Source organism: Thermomonas fusca (assembly GCF_005862345.1).
GTDB classification, from domain to species: domain Bacteria; phylum Pseudomonadota; class Gammaproteobacteria; order Xanthomonadales; family Xanthomonadaceae; genus Thermomonas; species Thermomonas fusca.
Genome location: NZ_SROY01000001.1, coordinates 1 through 16,677, shown reverse-complemented (window position 1 = coordinate 16,677; position 16,677 = coordinate 1). Strand labels below are relative to the sequence as shown.

General features: G+C 69.9%; 14 protein-coding genes and 1 pseudogene. 6 read left to right on the top strand and 9 right to left on the bottom strand.

Features of this window, described 5'->3' with window-relative positions; translation table 11 throughout:
* Nucleotide 1 precedes the first annotated feature (1 nt).
* The 5 genes from E5S66_RS00075 to radC form a co-directional block, all read right to left on the bottom strand.
* Nucleotides 2-355, bottom strand: coding sequence for a type II toxin-antitoxin system prevent-host-death family antitoxin (locus tag E5S66_RS00075; RefSeq protein ID WP_138346329.1), 354 nt, complete (start codon nt 353-355; stop codon nt 2-4).
* Between the two features lie 74 nt (nt 356-429).
* On the bottom strand, nt 430-1,179 hold the full coding sequence (locus E5S66_RS00070; protein WP_138347748.1) for an SDR family NAD(P)-dependent oxidoreductase: 750 nt from the start codon (nt 1,177-1,179) through the stop codon (nt 430-432).
* A 40-nt stretch (nt 1,180-1,219) separates the two neighbouring features.
* Complete coding sequence (locus E5S66_RS00065; RefSeq protein ID WP_138346327.1) at nt 1,220-1,966, bottom strand: SPOR domain-containing protein; 747 nt, start codon at nt 1,964-1,966, stop codon at nt 1,220-1,222.
* Nucleotides 1,966-3,654 (bottom strand): arginine--tRNA ligase, encoded by a 1,689-nt coding sequence (gene argS, locus E5S66_RS00060; RefSeq protein WP_138346324.1) that lies wholly within the window; start codon nt 3,652-3,654, stop codon nt 1,966-1,968. Before argS ends, E5S66_RS00065 begins: the two co-directional genes overlap by 1 nt.
* A gap of 51 nt (nt 3,655-3,705) precedes the next feature.
* Nucleotides 3,706-4,380 (bottom strand): RadC family protein, encoded by a 675-nt coding sequence (gene radC, locus E5S66_RS00055; RefSeq protein WP_138346321.1) that lies wholly within the window; start codon nt 4,378-4,380, stop codon nt 3,706-3,708.
* 95 nt (nt 4,381-4,475) lie between these two features.
* On the opposite strand from radC, the pseudogene coaBC reads away from it, so the two are divergent.
* The 3 genes and pseudogenes from coaBC to E5S66_RS00040 all read left to right on the top strand — a co-directional run bounded on the left by coaBC (nt 4,476) and on the right by E5S66_RS00040 (nt 8,538).
* Nucleotides 4,476-5,701: pseudogene (coaBC, locus tag E5S66_RS00050) on the top strand (bifunctional phosphopantothenoylcysteine decarboxylase/phosphopantothenate--cysteine ligase CoaBC).
* Entirely contained in the window at nt 5,698-6,159 is a 462-nt protein-coding gene (dut, locus tag E5S66_RS00045; RefSeq protein WP_138346318.1) for a dUTP diphosphatase, read from the top strand. Before coaBC ends, dut begins: the two are co-directional and overlap by 4 nt.
* A 12-nt stretch (nt 6,160-6,171) precedes the next feature.
* Nucleotides 6,172-8,538: a phosphomannomutase/phosphoglucomutase gene (locus tag E5S66_RS00040; protein ID WP_138346315.1), complete on the top strand. Its 2,367-nt coding sequence runs from the start codon at nt 6,172-6,174 to the stop codon at nt 8,536-8,538.
* Nucleotides 8,539-8,548: 10 nt separating this feature from the next.
* Here E5S66_RS00040 and E5S66_RS00035 read toward each other — a convergent pair whose 3' ends face one another.
* Both E5S66_RS00035 and pyrE read right to left on the bottom strand, forming a co-directional pair.
* The gene (locus E5S66_RS00035; protein WP_028839468.1) at nt 8,549-9,244 is read right to left on the bottom strand and encodes a hypothetical protein; all 696 of its coding nucleotides are present in this window, start codon (nt 9,242-9,244) and stop codon (nt 8,549-8,551) included.
* Between the two features lie 31 nt (nt 9,245-9,275).
* Entirely contained in the window at nt 9,276-9,926 is a 651-nt protein-coding gene (gene pyrE / locus E5S66_RS00030) for an orotate phosphoribosyltransferase (protein ID WP_138346312.1), read from the bottom strand.
* A 145-nt stretch (nt 9,927-10,071) separates the two neighbouring features.
* Between pyrE and E5S66_RS00025 the strand changes: the two genes are divergently transcribed.
* Both E5S66_RS00025 and E5S66_RS00020 read left to right on the top strand, forming a co-directional pair.
* Complete coding sequence (locus E5S66_RS00025; protein ID WP_138346309.1) at nt 10,072-10,872, top strand: exodeoxyribonuclease III; 801 nt, start codon at nt 10,072-10,074, stop codon at nt 10,870-10,872.
* A gap of 66 nt (nt 10,873-10,938) precedes the next feature.
* Nucleotides 10,939-12,318, top strand: a complete 1,380-nt coding sequence (locus E5S66_RS00020) for an AmpG family muropeptide MFS transporter (protein ID WP_138346306.1) — start codon at nt 10,939-10,941, stop codon at nt 12,316-12,318.
* Here the strand turns inward: E5S66_RS00020 and E5S66_RS00015 are convergent.
* A complete protein-coding gene (locus E5S66_RS00015; RefSeq protein WP_138346303.1) occupies nt 12,306-13,439 on the bottom strand; it encodes an anhydro-N-acetylmuramic acid kinase in 1,134 nt (377 codons plus the stop codon). The two genes, E5S66_RS00020 and E5S66_RS00015, sit on opposite strands and share 13 nt — an antisense overlap.
* Before the next feature lie 31 nt (nt 13,440-13,470).
* The gene (locus E5S66_RS00010; protein ID WP_246037090.1) at nt 13,471-14,907 is read right to left on the bottom strand and encodes a M23 family metallopeptidase; all 1,437 of its coding nucleotides are present in this window, start codon (nt 14,905-14,907) and stop codon (nt 13,471-13,473) included.
* Between the two features lie 175 nt (nt 14,908-15,082).
* Between E5S66_RS00010 and tyrS the strand changes: the two genes are divergently transcribed.
* Nucleotides 15,083-16,309, top strand: a complete 1,227-nt coding sequence (tyrS, locus tag E5S66_RS00005; RefSeq protein WP_246037089.1) for a tyrosine--tRNA ligase — start codon at nt 15,083-15,085, stop codon at nt 16,307-16,309.
* The last annotated feature ends 368 nt before the right edge of the window (nt 16,310-16,677 follow it).

Here is a 16,677-nt window from a genome sequence, read left to right as displayed (position 1 = left end):
GTCAGCAGGTTTCTCCGGCGATGACGCGGCCTTCCAGCTTCAGCGGTTTGCGCAGGATGCCGCGCAGCGTGTCGCCCGCCCCCGGCGCATCGAGGCAGGCCAGGCGCTCGTCGAACCTGCGCCGCAGGTCTTCCAGCAGCAGGCGGTCTTTCTCGCCGGCTTCGCGCAGCAGCGCCAGCAGGCGGTTGTATTCCTCCACCGGCAGGATCACCGCTTCCGGCTTGTTGTGGTTGGTCACCACCATCCTGCCGTTGCGGGCCACCACCTGCATCACCCCGCGCCAGCCCAGCTTCTTCACGTCGGAAGCGGGGGTGTGCGGCAGGTCATCCATCGGCTTCAGGATGGTTGCGGCCATGGTGCTGTCTCCAAGGGTGCTTGGAGGAAATATACCCTTTTTGGGAAAAATAGCCTGAATGGCCAGATTCTGGATCAGGTGTCGCGATGCACCTGGAAGCCGGCGAACGACTGCGAGGTGGGCATCAGCTCGATCCGGTTGATGTTCAGGTGCGCCGGCTGGCTGGCGACCCAGAAGATGGTGTCGGCGATGTCTTCGGCGGTCATCGGGTTGGCGCCGCCGTAGAGCTTGTCGGAAGCGGCTTGATCGCCGTGGGTGCGGACCACGGTGAATTCGGTTTCGGCCATGCCCGGTTCAATCGTGGTCACGCGCACGCCGGTGCCGTGCAGGTCGGCGCGCAGGCCCAGCGAGAACTGGCTGACGAAGGCCTTGGTGCCGCCGTAGGCATTGCCGCCGGTGTAGGGGTAGGTGGCGGCGGTGGAGCTGATGTTGACGACGGCGCCCTTGCGCGCGATCAGCGTGGGCAGCAGGGCGTGGGTCAGCGTCACCAGCGCGGTGACGTTGGTGTCGATCATGGTCTTCCAGTCCGACAGCTGCGCGTCTTGCGCCGGCTTGGTGCCCTGCGCCAAGCCGGCGTTGTTGACCAGCAGGTCGATGCCGCGGAAGCGCTCCGGCAGCGCGTCCAGCGCGGCGCGCATGGCGGCTTCGTCGCGGATGTCGAAGCAGGCGGGGTGCAGGGCGTCGCCGAGTTCGGCGCGCAGGGCGTCAAGGCGGTCGCTGCGACGGCCGGTGGCGATGACCTGCCAGCCGGCGGCGATGAATTTCCGCGCGGCGGCGCGGCCGAAGCCGGCGGTGGCGCCGGTGATGAGGGCGGTGCGGGGCATGGTTTCCATCCCCGCATTCTAAGGCCGCAGGCGGCGCGACTCAGTGGGTCTTGACCGCCATCGCCGGCAGGCCGCCACTGGCCAGCTTGGCTTTGGCGTCGGCCAATTCGGAAGCGCTGCCATATGGCCCCATGCGCACCCGGTAGACGGTCTTGCCGTTGATCTGGGCGGACTCCACGCGGGCGTTCAGGCCCAGCAGGGCGATCTTGGCCTTGACCGCCTCAGCGTCGCCGGACCCGCCGAAGGCGCCGGCCTGCAGGAGGTAGCGGGTGGCGGCGGCGCTGGCTGCAGCCTCCGCACCGGCAGCCGGCGCAGCGCTGGGGGCAGGCGTGGCCGCGACCGGGGTTTCGCCCAGCGGCGCGGGCAATGCGTCGCTGCCGCTGCCTACCGCAGCTGCGGCTGCCTGCCTGGCGGCATTGGCCTGCGCTTCGGCTTCGGCCTTGGCGCTGGCGGCCAGTTCGGCATCGCTGACCGCCACTTCCTGGCCCGGCAGCAGGGTGTAGAAGTCGTATTGGGTGGGCTTGGGTTTGTCGGCATCGGCCTTCGCCTCGCCGGCGGGGGCGGTGTCCGGGGCGATCGCTTCGCCTTCGTCGCTGACCGGGGCTGGCAGGGCGTCGGGGTTGGGCTTGGGCCGGAAGAACCCGTCGCCGCCGTCGGACTTGAGGTAGCGCGGCAGCAGCAGCACCGCCAGCAGCGTCAGCAGCACGCCGATCACCAGCCAGGCCCAGCCGGGCAGGCCGCCGGAAGAATTGCGCTTCGCCTGCGATCTGCCGCGTCGTGCCGCCATCACATGCTCTCCGGGGCGGACACGCCCAGCAGGTCAAGGCCGTTGCCCAGCACCTGGCGGGTGGCCAGCGCCAGGGTCAGCCGCGCATCGCGCAGGGCGGCATCGTCCACCAGCACCGGGCTGGCGTGGTACCAGCCGTGGAAGGCGTTGGCCAGTTCGCGCAGGTATTGCGCAACCAGATGCGCCTCCAGCGTTGCGCCGGCGGTTTCCACCACCTCGGGGAAGCGCGACAGCTCGCGCATCAGTTCCTGCGCCGGCGCGTCGTCCAGCACCTGCAGCGAGGCGGCGCCGTTTGCCGCGTCGTACGTGTAGCCCTTCTCCTTGGCCTGGCGCAGCAGGCTGCACACGCGTGCGTGCGCGTACTGCACGTAGAACACCGGGTTGTCGTTGGACTGCGAGCGCGCCAGGTCGATGTCGAAGGTGAGCTGCGAATCCGGCTTGCGCGCGATCAGGAACCAGCGCACCGCGTCGGCACTGGTTTCCTCGATCAGGTCGCGCAGGGTCAGGTAGCTGCCGGCGCGCTTGGACAGCTTCACTTCCTCGCCGCCGCGCATCACCGTGACCATCTGGTGCAGCACATAGTCCGGGTAGCCGGCGGGGATGCCGCAGTCCAGCGCCTGCAGGCCGGCGCGCACGCGCGCCAGCGAACCGTGGTGGTCGGCGCCCAGCTCTGTCACCGCGCGCTGATAGCCGCGTTGCCATTTGCTGAGGTGGTAGGCGACGTCCGGCACGAAGTAGGTGTAGGTGCCGTCGGACTTGCGCATCACCCGATCCTTGTCGTCGCCGAAGTCGGTGGTGCGCAGCCACAGCGCGCCGCCCTCCTCGTAGGTATGGCCCTTGGCGACGAGTTCGCGCACGGTTTCCTCGACCTTGCCGTCGGTGTACAGCGAGGACTCGAGGAAGTAGCGGTCGAACGACACGCCGAAGGCCTGCAGGTCGGCGTTCTGCTCGCGGCGCAGGTACGCCACCGCGAAGGCGCGGATGGCGTCGAGGTCGTCGGCATCGTTCTTGCCCGTAACGACGTGGCCGTCCACTTCCACGCTGTCGCCGCGCAGGTAGGCGGCGGCGACATCCATGATGTAGTCGCCGTTGTAGGCGTCGGCCGGCCACTGCGCGTCGCCCGGCTTGAAGCCCTTGGCGCGCGCCTGCGTGGAGATGGCGAGATTGTTGATCTGCACGCCGGCGTCGTTGTAGTAGAACTCGCGCTTCACGTTCCAGCCGTTGGCGGCCATCACGCGGGCGATGCAGTCGCCGATCACGCCGGCGCGGCCGTGGCCCACGTGCAGCGGGCCGGTCGGGTTGGCGGACACGTACTCCACCCCCACGGTCTTGCCGCCGCCGCTGGCGTTGCGGCCGAAGCCCGTGCCGGCGGCGTGGATGTCGCGCACCTGCTGCTGCCAGGCGCCCGGCGCCAGGTGGAAATTGATGAAGCCGGGGCCGGCGATCTCGACCCTGGCGATCGCATCCGAAGCCGGCAGCGCATCCAGCAGCTGCTGCGCCAGCGCGCGTGGATTGCCGCGCGCGGCCTTGGCCAGCAGCATCGCCGCGTTGGTGGAGAAGTCCCCGTGCGCGCGCTCCTTCGGCCGCTCGATCACGAACTCGGGCGAGGCAAGGTCGGCGGGCAGGAGGCCTGCGTTGCGCAGGGCGGACAGTCCCTGTTCGATCAGGGCGCGGAGCTGGGTTTTCACGTGCGGGAATGCTGCGGTTGAAGCGACCCGCCATTGTACGCGAGGCGGCCTTCACACCAGCCCGCGCTGCGCCATCGAGGTGGGCGGGCCGTCGCCGATCACGAAGTGGTCGAGCAGGCGCACGTCCACCAGCGCCAGCGCCTGCTTGATGCGCGCGGTGACCGCGCGGTCGGCGGCGCTGGGTTCCGGGCTGCCGCTGGGATGGTTATGGCCGATGATCGCCGCCGCCGCGCCGTGCGCCAGCGCGCGCTGCACGAGGATGCGCGGATGCACTTCGGCGCCGTCGATGCCGCCGCGGAACAGTTCCTCGAAACCCAGTGCGCGGTGGCGGGTGTCCAGATACAGCACCGCGAACACCTCGTGCTGCAAGCTGCGCAGGCGCTGGGCGAAGTAGCGGCCGGCGCAGGCGGGGTCGCCCAGCGCCTCGCCGCGTTCCAGCTGCGCGGCCAGATGGCGCTGACCCAGTTCCAGTGCCGCCGCCAGCAGGCAGGCGCGGGCCGGGCCGATGCCGCGCAGGCCGGTCAGCGCCTTGGGGTCGCGATCCAGCAGCCGCCGCAGGCCGCCCTGGCCGGCCAGCAGGCCGCGCGCGCTGGCGACCGCGTCACTGCCGGCGATGCCGGAGCCGAGGAACAGCGCCAGCAGTTCGGCGTCCGACAGGCTGCCGGGGCCGCGGGCCAACAGCTTTTCGCGGGGACGTTCGGTTTCGGGCCAGTCGCGGATGTGCATGCGGCCAGCGTGCGTCCGCAATCGCCGCCGGGCAACGGAAGCCGCCCCGGCATCGGGTAAGCTGCGGCTTCTTCAAGCGGTCAGGGAATGGCCCGATGCAGGCTACGTTTTCTCCCGCCGGCGGCGTTCGCGTGCTGCTGTGCGTCTGTGGCGGCATCGCCGCGTACAAGTCCGCCGAGCTGGTGCGGCGGCTGCGCGACGCCGGCGCCGAGGTGCAGGTGGCGATGACCGACAGTGCGCAGCGCTTCGTCGGCGCGCAGACCTTCCAGGCGCTGTCGCACCGGCCGGTGCGCACCTCCCTGTGGGACGCGCAGGCCGAGGCGGCGATGGGTCATCTGGAACTGGCCGGCTGGGCGCAGCGGGTGGTGGTGGCGCCGGCCACCGCCAACACGCTGGCGAAGCTGGCGCACGGACTGGCCGACGACCTGGTGTCCACCCTGTGCCTGGCCACCGACGCGCCGCTGCTCATCGCCCCGGCCATGAACCACCGGATGTGGCGGCACCCGGCCACCCAGGCGAACGTCGCCACCCTGCTGGCGCGCGGCGTGCGCATGGTCGGCCCCAACGACGGCCCGCTGGCCGAAGGCGAGTCCGGCCCCGGTCGGATGGCCGAGCCGGCGGAAATCGTGGCCGCGCTGGCGGTGGGCGCATGAGCGCCGCGCTGGCGGGCATGCGCCTCGTGGTCAGCGCCGGCCCGACCTTCGAAGACATCGACCCGGTCCGTTTCCTCGGCAACCGCAGCAGCGGCAAGATGGGCTTCGCCATTGCCGCCGCCGCCGCGCAGCGCGGCGCCGAGGTGGTGCTGGTGGCAGGCCCGGTGCAGCTGCCGACGCCGCAGGGCATCGCCCGCGTCGACGTGCGCAGCGCCGCGCAGATGTTCGATGCGGTGATGGCCGCGCTGCCCTGCGATGCCTACATCGGCGCGGCGGCGGTGGCGGACTTCACCCCGCGCGCGATCGCCGCCAGCAAGCTGAAGAAGCAGCCGGGCCAGGACACGCTGGTGCTGGAACTGGTCAAGACCCGCGACGTGCTGGCGGAAGTGGCCGTGCACCCGCAGCGGCCGCGGCTGGTGGTGGGGTTCGCGGCGGAAACCGACGACGTGGCCCGCTACGCGCGCGGCAAGCTGGAACGCAAGCGGCTGGACATGATCTGCGCCAACCGGGTCGGGCTGGCGGGCAGCGGCTTCGAGAGCGACGACAACGCGCTGCTGGTGATCGATGCCGACGGCGCGCGCGCGCTCGGGCCAGCCCCCAAGGCCGAACTGGCGGCGGTGCTGCTGGATATCATCGGCGAACGCCTGCAATCCGAGGGAGTTGCATGAGTCAACGCACGCTGCAGGTGAGGGTGCTGGATGCGCGCATCGGCGGCGAATGGCCGCTGCCCGATTACGCCACCGCGCACAGCGCCGGGCTGGACCTGCGCGCCGCGCTGGACGCGCCGCTGGAGCTGGCGCCCGGGCAGGCGGTACTGGTGCCGTCGGGGCTGGCCATCCACATCGGTGATCCGGGCCTGTGCGCGTTGATCCTGCCGCGCTCGGGGCTGGGCCACAAACATGGCATCGTGCTGGGCAACGGCACCGGCCTGATCGACGCCGATTACCAGGGGCCGCTGATGGTCAGCCTGTGGAACCGCAGCGCCACCGCCTTCACCGTGGAGCCCGGCGACCGCATCGCCCAGCTGGTGCTGATGCCGGTGGTGCGCGCCGCGCTGCAGGTGGTGGATACTTTCGAGGAGAGCGCACGCGGACAGGGCGGCTTCGGCCACACCGGCGTGCGCTGACAGGGGAACGCGATGGCTTTGTTCGGATTGGGTGGCAAGAAGGGTGGCGCGGGCGCGGAAGCGGACGCTGACAAGAAGCTGGCATACGACCCGCTGCAGGCGGCGCGCGCGCTGCCCTGGCTGGTCGGCCTGCTGGGCCTGTTGGGGCTGTGGTGCCTGGTCGCCGGTGGCCTGCGCCAGCGCGACGACAGCCGCCAGAACGCGCTGGAGTTCGCCCGCGACGACGTGGTGGTGGCGGTGCGGCGCACCCTCAACGAACACCGGCAGAAGATGGGTGCGCGGCTGGCCTCGAAGGAGTTCACCGCCGCCCTGGCCGCGGGCGACGCCGCCGCTGCCGCCGCGTCCCTGAAGCAGGGCTGGAGCGAGATCCGCCGCGCCGAACTGTGGCCCGCGGACCTGGAGGCGCGCTACCAGCAGCTGCCGCGCAGCGGCTTCGGCAGCCTGGCCGCGGCCGAGGATGCGCTGGTCACCGGCAAGCTGGCGGTGCGGATCGTGCGCGCCGCGGATGGGCCGAGGGTCGCGTTGGCCGCGCCCGTCAAGGGCGCCACCGAGATGGTGGCCTATGTCGAGATGCCGCTGGCGCGGCTGGAGAGCGCGGTGACCAGCCCGGCGTTGCCGAGCGGTACCTATCTGGCGCTGCGCCAGGGCCAGCGCAGCGTGGTCGAGCGCGGTGAAATCGAACTGGCCGCGGCCGCCGAGGCGATGGGCGCCAGGGTGCCCGACAGCGAGCTGCGGGTGGCCGCGGCGGCACCGGACAGCATGGCCGCGCCGTTCGGGCTGAGCGGCTGGATCTCGCTGGTGTTGGGTGTCGTGCTGCTGCTGCTGTGCGGCGGGCTGTGGTTCGTGCTGCGCCCGCGCCTGCTGGCGATGGGCGGCGCCGGCGAAGTCGAGTCCGGCCCGACGTTGTCTGACCTGCAGCAGACCCTGCCACCGGTCGCGCCGGTCGCGCGCGCCAAGTCCAGCGAACCGGATGCCGCCAAGGCAGCGCGCAAGAACTCGGTGGTGATCGACCACCGCATCTTCCGCGCCTACGACATCCGCGGCGTCGTCGGTCAGTCGCTGGACGCCGGCGTGGCCGAACTGATCGGCCAGGCGATCGGCTCGGTGATGGCCGAACAGGGGCTGGATTCCATCGTGGTCGGCCGCGATGGCCGGCTGTCCGGGCCGGAGCTGTCGCAGGGCCTGATCGACGGCCTGCGCACCGCCGGCCGCCACGTCATCGACATCGGCATGGCGCCGACGCCGGTGGTCTATTTCGGTGGCTTCCACCTGCGCACCGGTTGCGGCGTGGCCATCACCGGCAGCCACAATCCGCCGGACTACAACGGTTTCAAGATCGTGATCGGTGGCGAGACCCTGTCCGGCGATGCGATCAAGGATCTGCACGCCCGCATCGCCGAGGATCGCCTGCTCACGGCGGAGGTGCGCGGCAACCTGGACGAACGCGACATCGGCGAGGACTACGTCCAGCGCATCGCCGGCGACATCCAGATCGGCCAGCGCCTGAAGGTGGTGGTGGATGCCGGCAACGGCGTCGCCGGCGTGCTGGGCCCGCGCGTGCTGGAAGCCATCGGTGCCGACGTCACCCCGCTGTTCTGCGATATCGACGGCACCTTCCCCAACCACCATCCCGATCCCAGCGAGCCGCACAACCTGGAGGCGCTGGTACAGATGGTGCAACGGCTGGACGCCGACCTCGGCATCGCTTTCGACGGCGACGGCGACCGCCTCGGCGTGGTGACGAAGGCGGGCAAGAACATCTTCCCCGACCGCCTGCTGATGCTGTTCGCCGCCGACGTGCTGGAGCGCAACCCCGGCGCGGTGATCGTCTACGACGTCAAGTGCACCGGCCGCCTGCCGACCCAGATCCTGCGCCATGGCGGCAGCCCGCTGATGTGGAAGACCGGCCATTCGCTGATCAAGTCGAAGATGCGCGAGGTCGATGCCGCGCTGGCTGGCGAGATGAGTGGCCACTTCTTCTTCGCCGAGCGCTGGTTCGGTTTCGACGACGGCATCTACGCAGCGGCGCGGTTGCTGGAAATCCTCGACACCCGCGAGGAGTCGCCGGACGCGGTGTTCGACGCGCTGCCCGACGGCGTCTCCACCGCCGAGATCAAGGTCGAAGCCCCGGATGGCGACCCGCATGCGTTCGTGGAGCGCTTCCGCCTGACCGCGACGTTCGAGGGCGCGCGGCAGACCACGCTGGACGGCGTGCGGGTGGACTGGTCGGATGGCTGGGGACTGGTGCGCGCGTCCAACACCACGCCGGTGCTGGTGATGCGCTTCGATGCCGACAGCAGCCAGGCGATGGCACGCATCCAGCAGGCGTTCCGCGACAACCTGCTGCGGCTGGAACCGGACCTCAAGCTGCCGTTCTGACGGCGGCGGTTTAGCCCGCCGGCGTCGGTGCAGTCGCAGCCGGCGCGGCTGCGGGTGCGCCGGAGTCCTGCCGCATCGCGCGGTAGCGCTGCACCGAGTCGGCCAATTCGCGTTCGAGCTCGGCGCGGTCGGCTTCCTGCGCCAGCAGGATCTGTTGCTGGCGCAGCAGTTCGCCGTGCTGGCGGCGGATCGAATCGATCAGCTTGCGCGGTACCGGGCTCTCGGCCAGCTCCAGGTCGCCGGCCTGGCGCAGCAGCGACAGCAGGCTCAGGCGCAGGTTGGACAGGCCCAGCCGGCTGGCCTTGAGGGTTTCGTCCAGCAGCGCGGTGCGCTCGCCGTAGGCGCGGCGCAGGTCGGCTTCGGTCAGGTAGGACTCCACCATCGCCAGGTCGCGGCGCTTTTGCAGCGCCTCTGCCTCGGCCTGCCGGCGCGCTGTTTCGGCCGCGACCTCCGCGACGCTGCGTTCGGCTTCGGTCAGAGCGCGATCCACCTGCTTGGTGGGGATGCCGCTTCTGACGTTGATTTCGGTGCGCGCGCGGTCCACCGCCGAGGCCGGCAGCGCATCGCCGCAGACCCGGCGGCCGCCTTCGTCCCAGCAATAGATCTTCTTCTGCGTGGGTGCTGCGGTCTGCGCCGCGGCGGCGCCCGCGCCGGCCAGCGCAAGCGCGGCGACAGCGGTGCGAAAGATATGGCGATGGTGCGGCATGACGGCCCCCTGTGGCAGTCGGATGAGCGTATCAGGCGACGCCATAGCGCGCGCGGTAGGCGAGCAGCGCATCGCGATGGGCGGCCAGTTCGGTGCCTTCGCCGGCAAACGCCAGCAGGTCATCCAGCGCGGCCACCGCGACCACCGGGATGCGCTGTTCGGCCGCCACCGCCTGCGCCGCGGATTCGGCGGCGTCCTCGCGCACGCGTTCCTGCCGGTCCAGCGCGATGACGATCCCGGCCGGCGTGCCGCCGGCCTCGCGGATGATCGCCAGCGCCTCGCGGATGGCGGTGCCGGCGGTGATCACGTCGTCCACGATCAGCACCCTGCGGCCGGCCAGCTTTGCTCCGATCAGGCTGCCGCCCTCGCCGTGCGCCTTGGCTTCCTTGCGGTTGAACGCCAGCGGCAGGTCGCGGCCGCGGCGGGCATATTCGCAGGCCAGCGCGGTGGCCAGCGGGATGCCCTTGTAGGCCGGTCCGAACAGCAGGTCGAAGTCCAGCGCCGCCGCGTCCACCGCATCGGCGTAGCACTGTGCCAGCGCGGCCAGCGCGGCGCCGGAGTCGAAGCGGCCGGCGTTGAAGAAATACGGGCTGCTGCGGCCGGACTTGAGGGTGAACTCGCCGAAGCGCAGGGCGTCGGCGCGCAGCGCGAGCTGCAGGAAGCGGTGGCGGTGGTCGGGCACGGCGATTCGGGTCAGGTGGGCGTGGGATGGAAAGCGTACCGCATGCGCCCGAGCCTCCGCGGCCGGACAGGTATGCTTGCGTGCTTCGGGCGCATCGCGCGTCCACCTGCTGCTGCCTCCGACTTCGAGCAACACGATCCCATCCATGCGCATCCTCACCTTCAACGCCAACGGCCTGCGCTCGGCCGCCTCCAAGGGCTTCTTCGACTGGTTCGCCGCGCGCGACGTCGACGTGCTCTGCCTGCAGGAAACCAAGGCGCAGGAACACCAGCTGGCCGATGCCGCGTTCCGGCCGGAAGGCTACAAGGCGTGGTTCAAGGACGCGCAGAAGAAGGGCTACAGCGGCGTGGCGATCTACAGCCGGCGCGAGCCCGACGAGGTGCGCACCGAACTTGGCTGGGCGCCTTTCGACGACGAGGGCCGCTACATCGAGGCGCGCTTCGGCAACCTGTCGGTGGTGAGCTTCTACATCCCCTCCGGCAGTTCCGGCGAACTGCGCCAGGGCTTCAAGGAAGAGGTGATGGCATGGCTCAGGCCGATCATGGACCGCTGGCTGGCCAGCGGCCGCGAGTACGTCCTGTGCGGCGACTGGAACATCGTCCGCGCCCGGAACGACATCAAGAACTGGACCGGCAACCAGAAGAACTCCGGCTGCCTGCCGCACGAGCGCGCCTGGCTCAGTGGGATGATCGCCGACGACTGCCACGACGGCCTGGTCGCGCCGCCCGCGCAGGGCTGGAAGGATGCCTTCCGCGTGGCCAGGCCCGGGGTGGTGGAGTATTCGTGGTGGTCGCAGCGCGGCGCCGCGCGCGCCAACAACGTCGGTTGGCGCATCGACTACCAGATCTGCACGCCGGGCATCGCCGCGTCGATCCGCGCCGCCGAGATCTTCCCCGAGCCGAAGTTCTCCGACCACGCGCCGGTGCTGGTCGACTACGCCGCATAGGCCAGCCCGGTACGATCGCCTCCCGCAAACGCCGTCGCGCCGGCAGGCGCTGCCACAGGAATCCCGATGTCCGAAAGCGCCGCTCCCCGCAACAAGACCAGTCGCGATGTCCTGCGCGCGCTGCGCCGGCCCAAGGTGCTGGCGATGCTGCTGCTGGGCTTCTCCTCCGGCCTGCCGCTGTACCTGGTCGGCAACACCATGGGCTACTGGATGCGCGAGAACGGCAGCGAGCTGTCGGCGATCGGCTTCCTGTCATGGGTGGGCCTGGCCTATACCCTGAAGTTCCTGTGGGCGCCGGTGATCGACAAGACCAATGTGCCGCTGCTGGGCCGGCTTGGCCATCGTCGCGGCTGGATGGTGCTGTCGCAGGTCGTGGTGGCGCTGGGCCTGGCCGGGATGGCGGTGGTGCAGCCGCAGGGCGGCCAGTTCCAGTTCGCCGGCTTCGCCATCGAACACCTGCTGGTGTTCGGCGCGCTGGCGCTGGTGGCGGCATTCGCCTCGGCGACGCAGGACATCGTGGTGGACGCCTGGCGCATCGAGATCGCCGACGACCCCGAAGAGCTCGGCCTGCTCACTTCCGGCACCCAGTTCGGCTACCGCACCGCGCTGCTGGTGACCGATGCGCTGATCCTGATCCTGGCCACCTATGTCGGCTGGTCGCTGTCGTACTGGGCGATGGCGGCGCTGATGGGCGTGGGCCTGTGCGCCGCGCTGTTTGTTGCGCGCGAACCCGCGGCCTCGCAGCGCCCGGAGGTCACCACGCACGCACCGATGTGGACCGTCTCCGGGCTGTGGGACGCCATCGCCGGGCCGTTCATCGCCTTCTTCAAGACCCACGGCCAGTGGGCGCTGCTGATGCTGGCGGCGATCAGCCTGTACCGGCTGCCCGATTTCGTGATGGGGCCGATGAACAACCCGTTCTACGCCGACATCGGCATCAGCAAGGAATTCGTGGGCGAGGTGCGCGCCTCGATCGGGCTGGCCACCTCGCTGCTGGGGATTGCCGCGGCCGGCATCAGCGCGGTGCGCTTCGGCTTCGTGCCCACGCTGCTGGCTGGCGCCATCCTCGGCCCCGGCTCGAACGCCGCGTTCACCTGGGTGGCCTACGCCGGCGGCGACCACGCGGTGTTCGTGGCGGCGATGGCGATCGACGGCTTCTCCACCGGTTTTGCCGGCACCGCGCTGGTGGCCTACATGTCCAGCCTCACCAGCATCGGCTACACCGCCACCCAGTACGCCCTGCTCAGCTCGTTCTACGCGCTGCTGGGCAAGCTGCTGAAGGGCTTCTCCGGGGTCGCGGTGGAACAGCTCGCCGCCGGCCGCACGCTGCTGGACGGCTATGCGCTGTTCTTCCTCGGCACCGCGCTGGCCGGGTTGCCGGCGCTGCTGTTGTGCCTGTGGCTGGCGCGGCGGATGCGCGCCGCCGCCCCTGCTCAGGCGGGGTAGAGCGCGCCCAGCACGCGCGGCCCGGCCGCGCCGGTGACCGCAGGCAGGTTGCCGGGCCGACCGGCCAGGTGCTGGCGCGCCAACCAGGCGAACGCCATCGCTTCGACGAAATCCGGGTCCAATCCATGTACCGCGCTGGACTCGATCGCTGCGTCGGGCATCGCTTCGGCCAGCGCCGCCATCAGCAGCGGGTTGTGCACGCCGCCGCCGCAGGCGATGACCCGGCGGGTGCCCGGCTGGGTGGCGCGCAAGGCTTCGCCGACGCTGCGCGCGGTCAGCGCCAGCAGCGTGGCCTGCACGTCGGCGGGCGCTTCGGTGCCGGCCAGCGCGGCGTCCACCCAATCGAGGTGGAAGCGGTCGCGACCGGTCGATTTCGGCGGCGCCGCGGCGAACCACGGCTCGGCCAGCAGGCGCGCCAGCAGCGGGCCATCGACCCGGCCCTGCGCGGCGAATCCGCCGTCCGCGTCATAGGCCATGCCGGTGTGGCGCTGGCACCACGCATCCATCAACCCGTTGGCCGGGCCGGTATCGAAACCACGCACCGTGCCGCGGGCAGGCAGCAGGGTGAGATTGGCGATCCCGCCCAGGTTCAGCACCGCGCGGTCCTCGCTTGGATCATGCAGGGTGGCGGCGTGGAAGGCGGGCACCAGCGGCGCGCCGTGGCCGCCGGCGGCGACGTCGCGGCGGCGGAAGTCCGCCACCACCGGGATGCCGCAGCGCTCCGCAATCACGTGGGCATCGCCCAGCTGCAGGGTGAAAGGCGCGTCGCCGTGCGGATGGTGGCGCAGGGTCTGCCCGTGCGAGCCGATCGCGGCGACATCGCGCGCGCTCAGGCCGGCTTCGCGCAGCGTCGCCAGCGCGGCGGCGGCAAAGGCGTGGCCGATGCGCACGTCCAGTTCGCCCACTTCATCCAGGGTCAGCGCCTGCGCCTGCTGGCCCAGGGTCACCAGACGCTCGCGCAACGCCGGTTGCCAGGCATGGGTACGGCCATGCAGCAGGGCGGGGCGCGCGTGCGCGTGCGCGTGGTCGTCGTCGAACCGCACCAGCGCGGCATCGATGCCGTCGGCGCTGGTGCCGGAAATCAGGCCGAGGAAGCAGCGGCCGGGAGGGAAGTCGCTCATGCGATGCAGTATCGCATCGCCGCGCGCGGGTTCAGCCCTTCTTGCGCGCGGGTGCCGGCTTGGCGGCGGCGCTGGCGACGCGGCTGCCGTCATCGAGCTGGAACACCACGTCCTCGACCTCGCGGATCTTTTCCAGCGCGCGGTGGGTCTCGCTCTTGAACGCCACCAGCGCGGTGCCGGACAGCGGCGTCGGTGGCGGCAGAGTCATCTTCAGCGGGTTCATGTGCACGCCATTCACCCGGAATTCGTAGTGCAGGTGCGGGCCGGTGGCCAGGCCGGTGCTGCCGACGTAGCCGATCACCGTGCCCTGCGCCACGCGCTGGCCGGGGCGCAGCTTGGCGAAGCGCGACATGTGCCCGTACAGGGTGGTCTTGCCGCCGCCATGGTTGAGAATCACGGTGTTGCCGTAACCGCCCTTGCGGCCCATGAACTCCACCCGCGCATCACCGGCAGCCTGGATCGGGGTGCCGGTGCCGGCGGCGTAATCCACGCCCTTGTGCAGGCGGAAACGCCCCAGCACCGGATGCTTGCGACCGCCGAAGCCGGAGCTCAGGCGTGCGTAGGGAATCGGCATGCGGATGAAGGGGCGACGCAGCGAACGGCCGTCCGGGGTGAAGTATTCCGGTTTGCCGTCGCGCATGTAGCGGAACGCGCTCTTGAGCTTGCCGTCGACGGTGAAGGTGGCGGCCAGCACCGGGCCGGTGTTGGCCAGCTGGCCGTTCTTCCAGGTCTGGTCGACGACCACGCTGAAGCGGTCGTCCTCGCTCAGGTCCGAATCGAAGTCGATGTCGTACTTGAACATCTCGTCGGTCAGCTGGTTGAGCTGGGCGCTGCCCAGGCCCAGCTTGCGCGCCGAGGCGAACAGCGACTTGCCCACTTCGCCGGTCAGCACCACCGTGCGGGTGGTGATCTCCACCGGCACCGCGCGCTCGCGCAGGGTGTCGCCGCTGAATTCCAGTTCGATGGGGGTATCGCCGATGCCCGGGCCGGCTTCCAGACGCATCGCCCGCACGCTGCCGTCGGCCGGGAGGTTGAAGCTCAACTCGGTACCCGGGCGCAACTTGCGCAGGGTCGGCTTGATCTTCGGATGCTGCATCACCCGCGCCAGCTGGTCGTAGGGAATGCCGAGCTCTTCAAACACGCCGCTCAGGGTCTGGCCCGGCTTCAGGGTGACCGACTGCCACTGGTCGTCGGTGCTCTTGGCCTGCTTGCCTACCTTGGGCAGGGTCAGCGCCAAAGTCATGCGCTGCATCTTCATGTCACCGGGGTGCTCCAGCACGCTGGAGAAGCCCGGCACGATCGCCGCCAGCAGCACGCCCATGGTGGTGACGACGCTTGCATGCGCCCAGTGGCGGCGCGTCCAGCGGCCACCATGGGGGAAGGAGTAGGAGGAGACGGATCGGTCCGCGTTGACGCGGGCGCGTTCAAGATTCTCGCGACGCACGGCGTCGTGATTGGAATCCGTCATATGATCGCCCCTGCCTGTGTAGAAACCGTCAACGCGCTACCATAGGCATGCAAAGAACCTGCGTCAACCCATTGAATCTGCGAATGTTTTTCCAGTTCACAGTTTAACGCGTGGTTAACGCAGCCAGCCCCAAACATGAATGCGGCGCAGCGCTCGCCGCCGGAGAGAACTGCCCGTGTCCCCACAGTCCCCCGCCGATCTGCAGCCCGTCCTGGATCAGATTGCCCGCGGCAGCGATGAAATCCTCAAGCGCGACGAGCTGGAAGCGCGGCTGAAACTTGGCCGCCCGCTGCGGGTCAAGGCCGGCTTCGATCCCACTGCGCCGGACCTGCACCTCGGTCACACCGTGCTGCTCAACAAGATGCGCCAGTTCCAGCAACTGGGCCACCAGGTGATCTTCCTGATCGGCGACTTCACCGGGATGATCGGCGACCCGACCGGCAAGAACGTGACCCGCAAGCCGCTGACCCGCGAAGACGTGCTGGCCAACGCGCAGACCTACGCCGAGCAGGTGTTCAAGGTGCTCGATCGCGAGCGCACCGAGGTGCGCTTCAACAGCGAATGGTTCGGTGCGATGAGCGCGGCCGACATGATCAAGCTGGCCGGCCAGCACACCGTCGCGCGCATGCTCGAGCGCGACGACTTCGCCAAGCGCTACGCAGCGCAGCAGTCCATCGCCATCCACGAGTTCCTGTATCCGCTGGTGCAGGGCTACGACTCGGTCGCGCTCAAGGCCGACATTGAACTCGGCGGCACCGATCAGAAGTTCAACCTGCTGATGGGTCGTGGCCTGCAGGAGCACCACGGTCAGCCGCCGCAAATCGTGCTGACGATGCCGCTGCTGGAAGGGCTGGACGGCGTCAACAAGATGTCGAAGTCGCTGGGCAACTACATCGGTATCGCCGAGCCCGCCATCGACATCGTCACCAAGACCATGAAGATCGGCGACGCGCTGATGTGGAAATGGATCGACCTGCTCAGCTTCGAGATCGGCATCGAGGAGGCCGCGCGCCTGCGCGGCGAGGTGGAGGCCGGCCTCAATCCGCGCGACGTCAAGCTGCGCCTGGCTCGCGAGCTGGCGGCGCGCTTCCACGATGCCGCCGCCGCCGAGCAGGCCGTTGCCGGCTGGCATGCCGCGGTGCGTGGCGAGGGCGATCTCTCCGCGCTGCCGCTGCAGGACGTCGCGGTGCCGGCGGAAGGCCTGCGCATCGCCGCGCTGCTGGTCGCGGCGGGCTTGATGCCCAGCAACTCCGAAGCCAATCGCAAGCTCAAGGAGCGCGCGGTGCGCGTCGACGGCGAGGTGTTCGAGGATGCGGCACGCGTGTTTGCGCCGGGCTTCGAGGGCGTGCTGGCGGTAGGCAAGCGCAACTTCGCCCGTGTACGTCTCTGCCCAGCCGGCTGATTGCCCGGTGGGTAAATGAATGCGCGCGCGATAGCCGCATTCAGGAAGTGAAATCAAGACTTCCCAATCGATCGAATGGGGTGCAAGATGCGCCCCCTTGCCGCTGCGGATGAATGCGGGGCGGGGCAGGGAAGTGAGGCGATCCGGGTGTTGACAGAGGTTGTAACCCGGGTATGATTCGCGGCCCTCCTGCAGACGGTTCGCCGGAAGCGGGGCGGGAAAAAAAGTTCATCACGGGGTGTTGACAGCAATACAAACCCCTGTATGATGGGCGGCTCACTCGGACGCTACGGCGCTGAGGGAAAACGGGAAAGGCGCTGAGGCCGGCCCCGCAGATCTTTGACAGTGTGCGCAGGTGACTTGTGCGG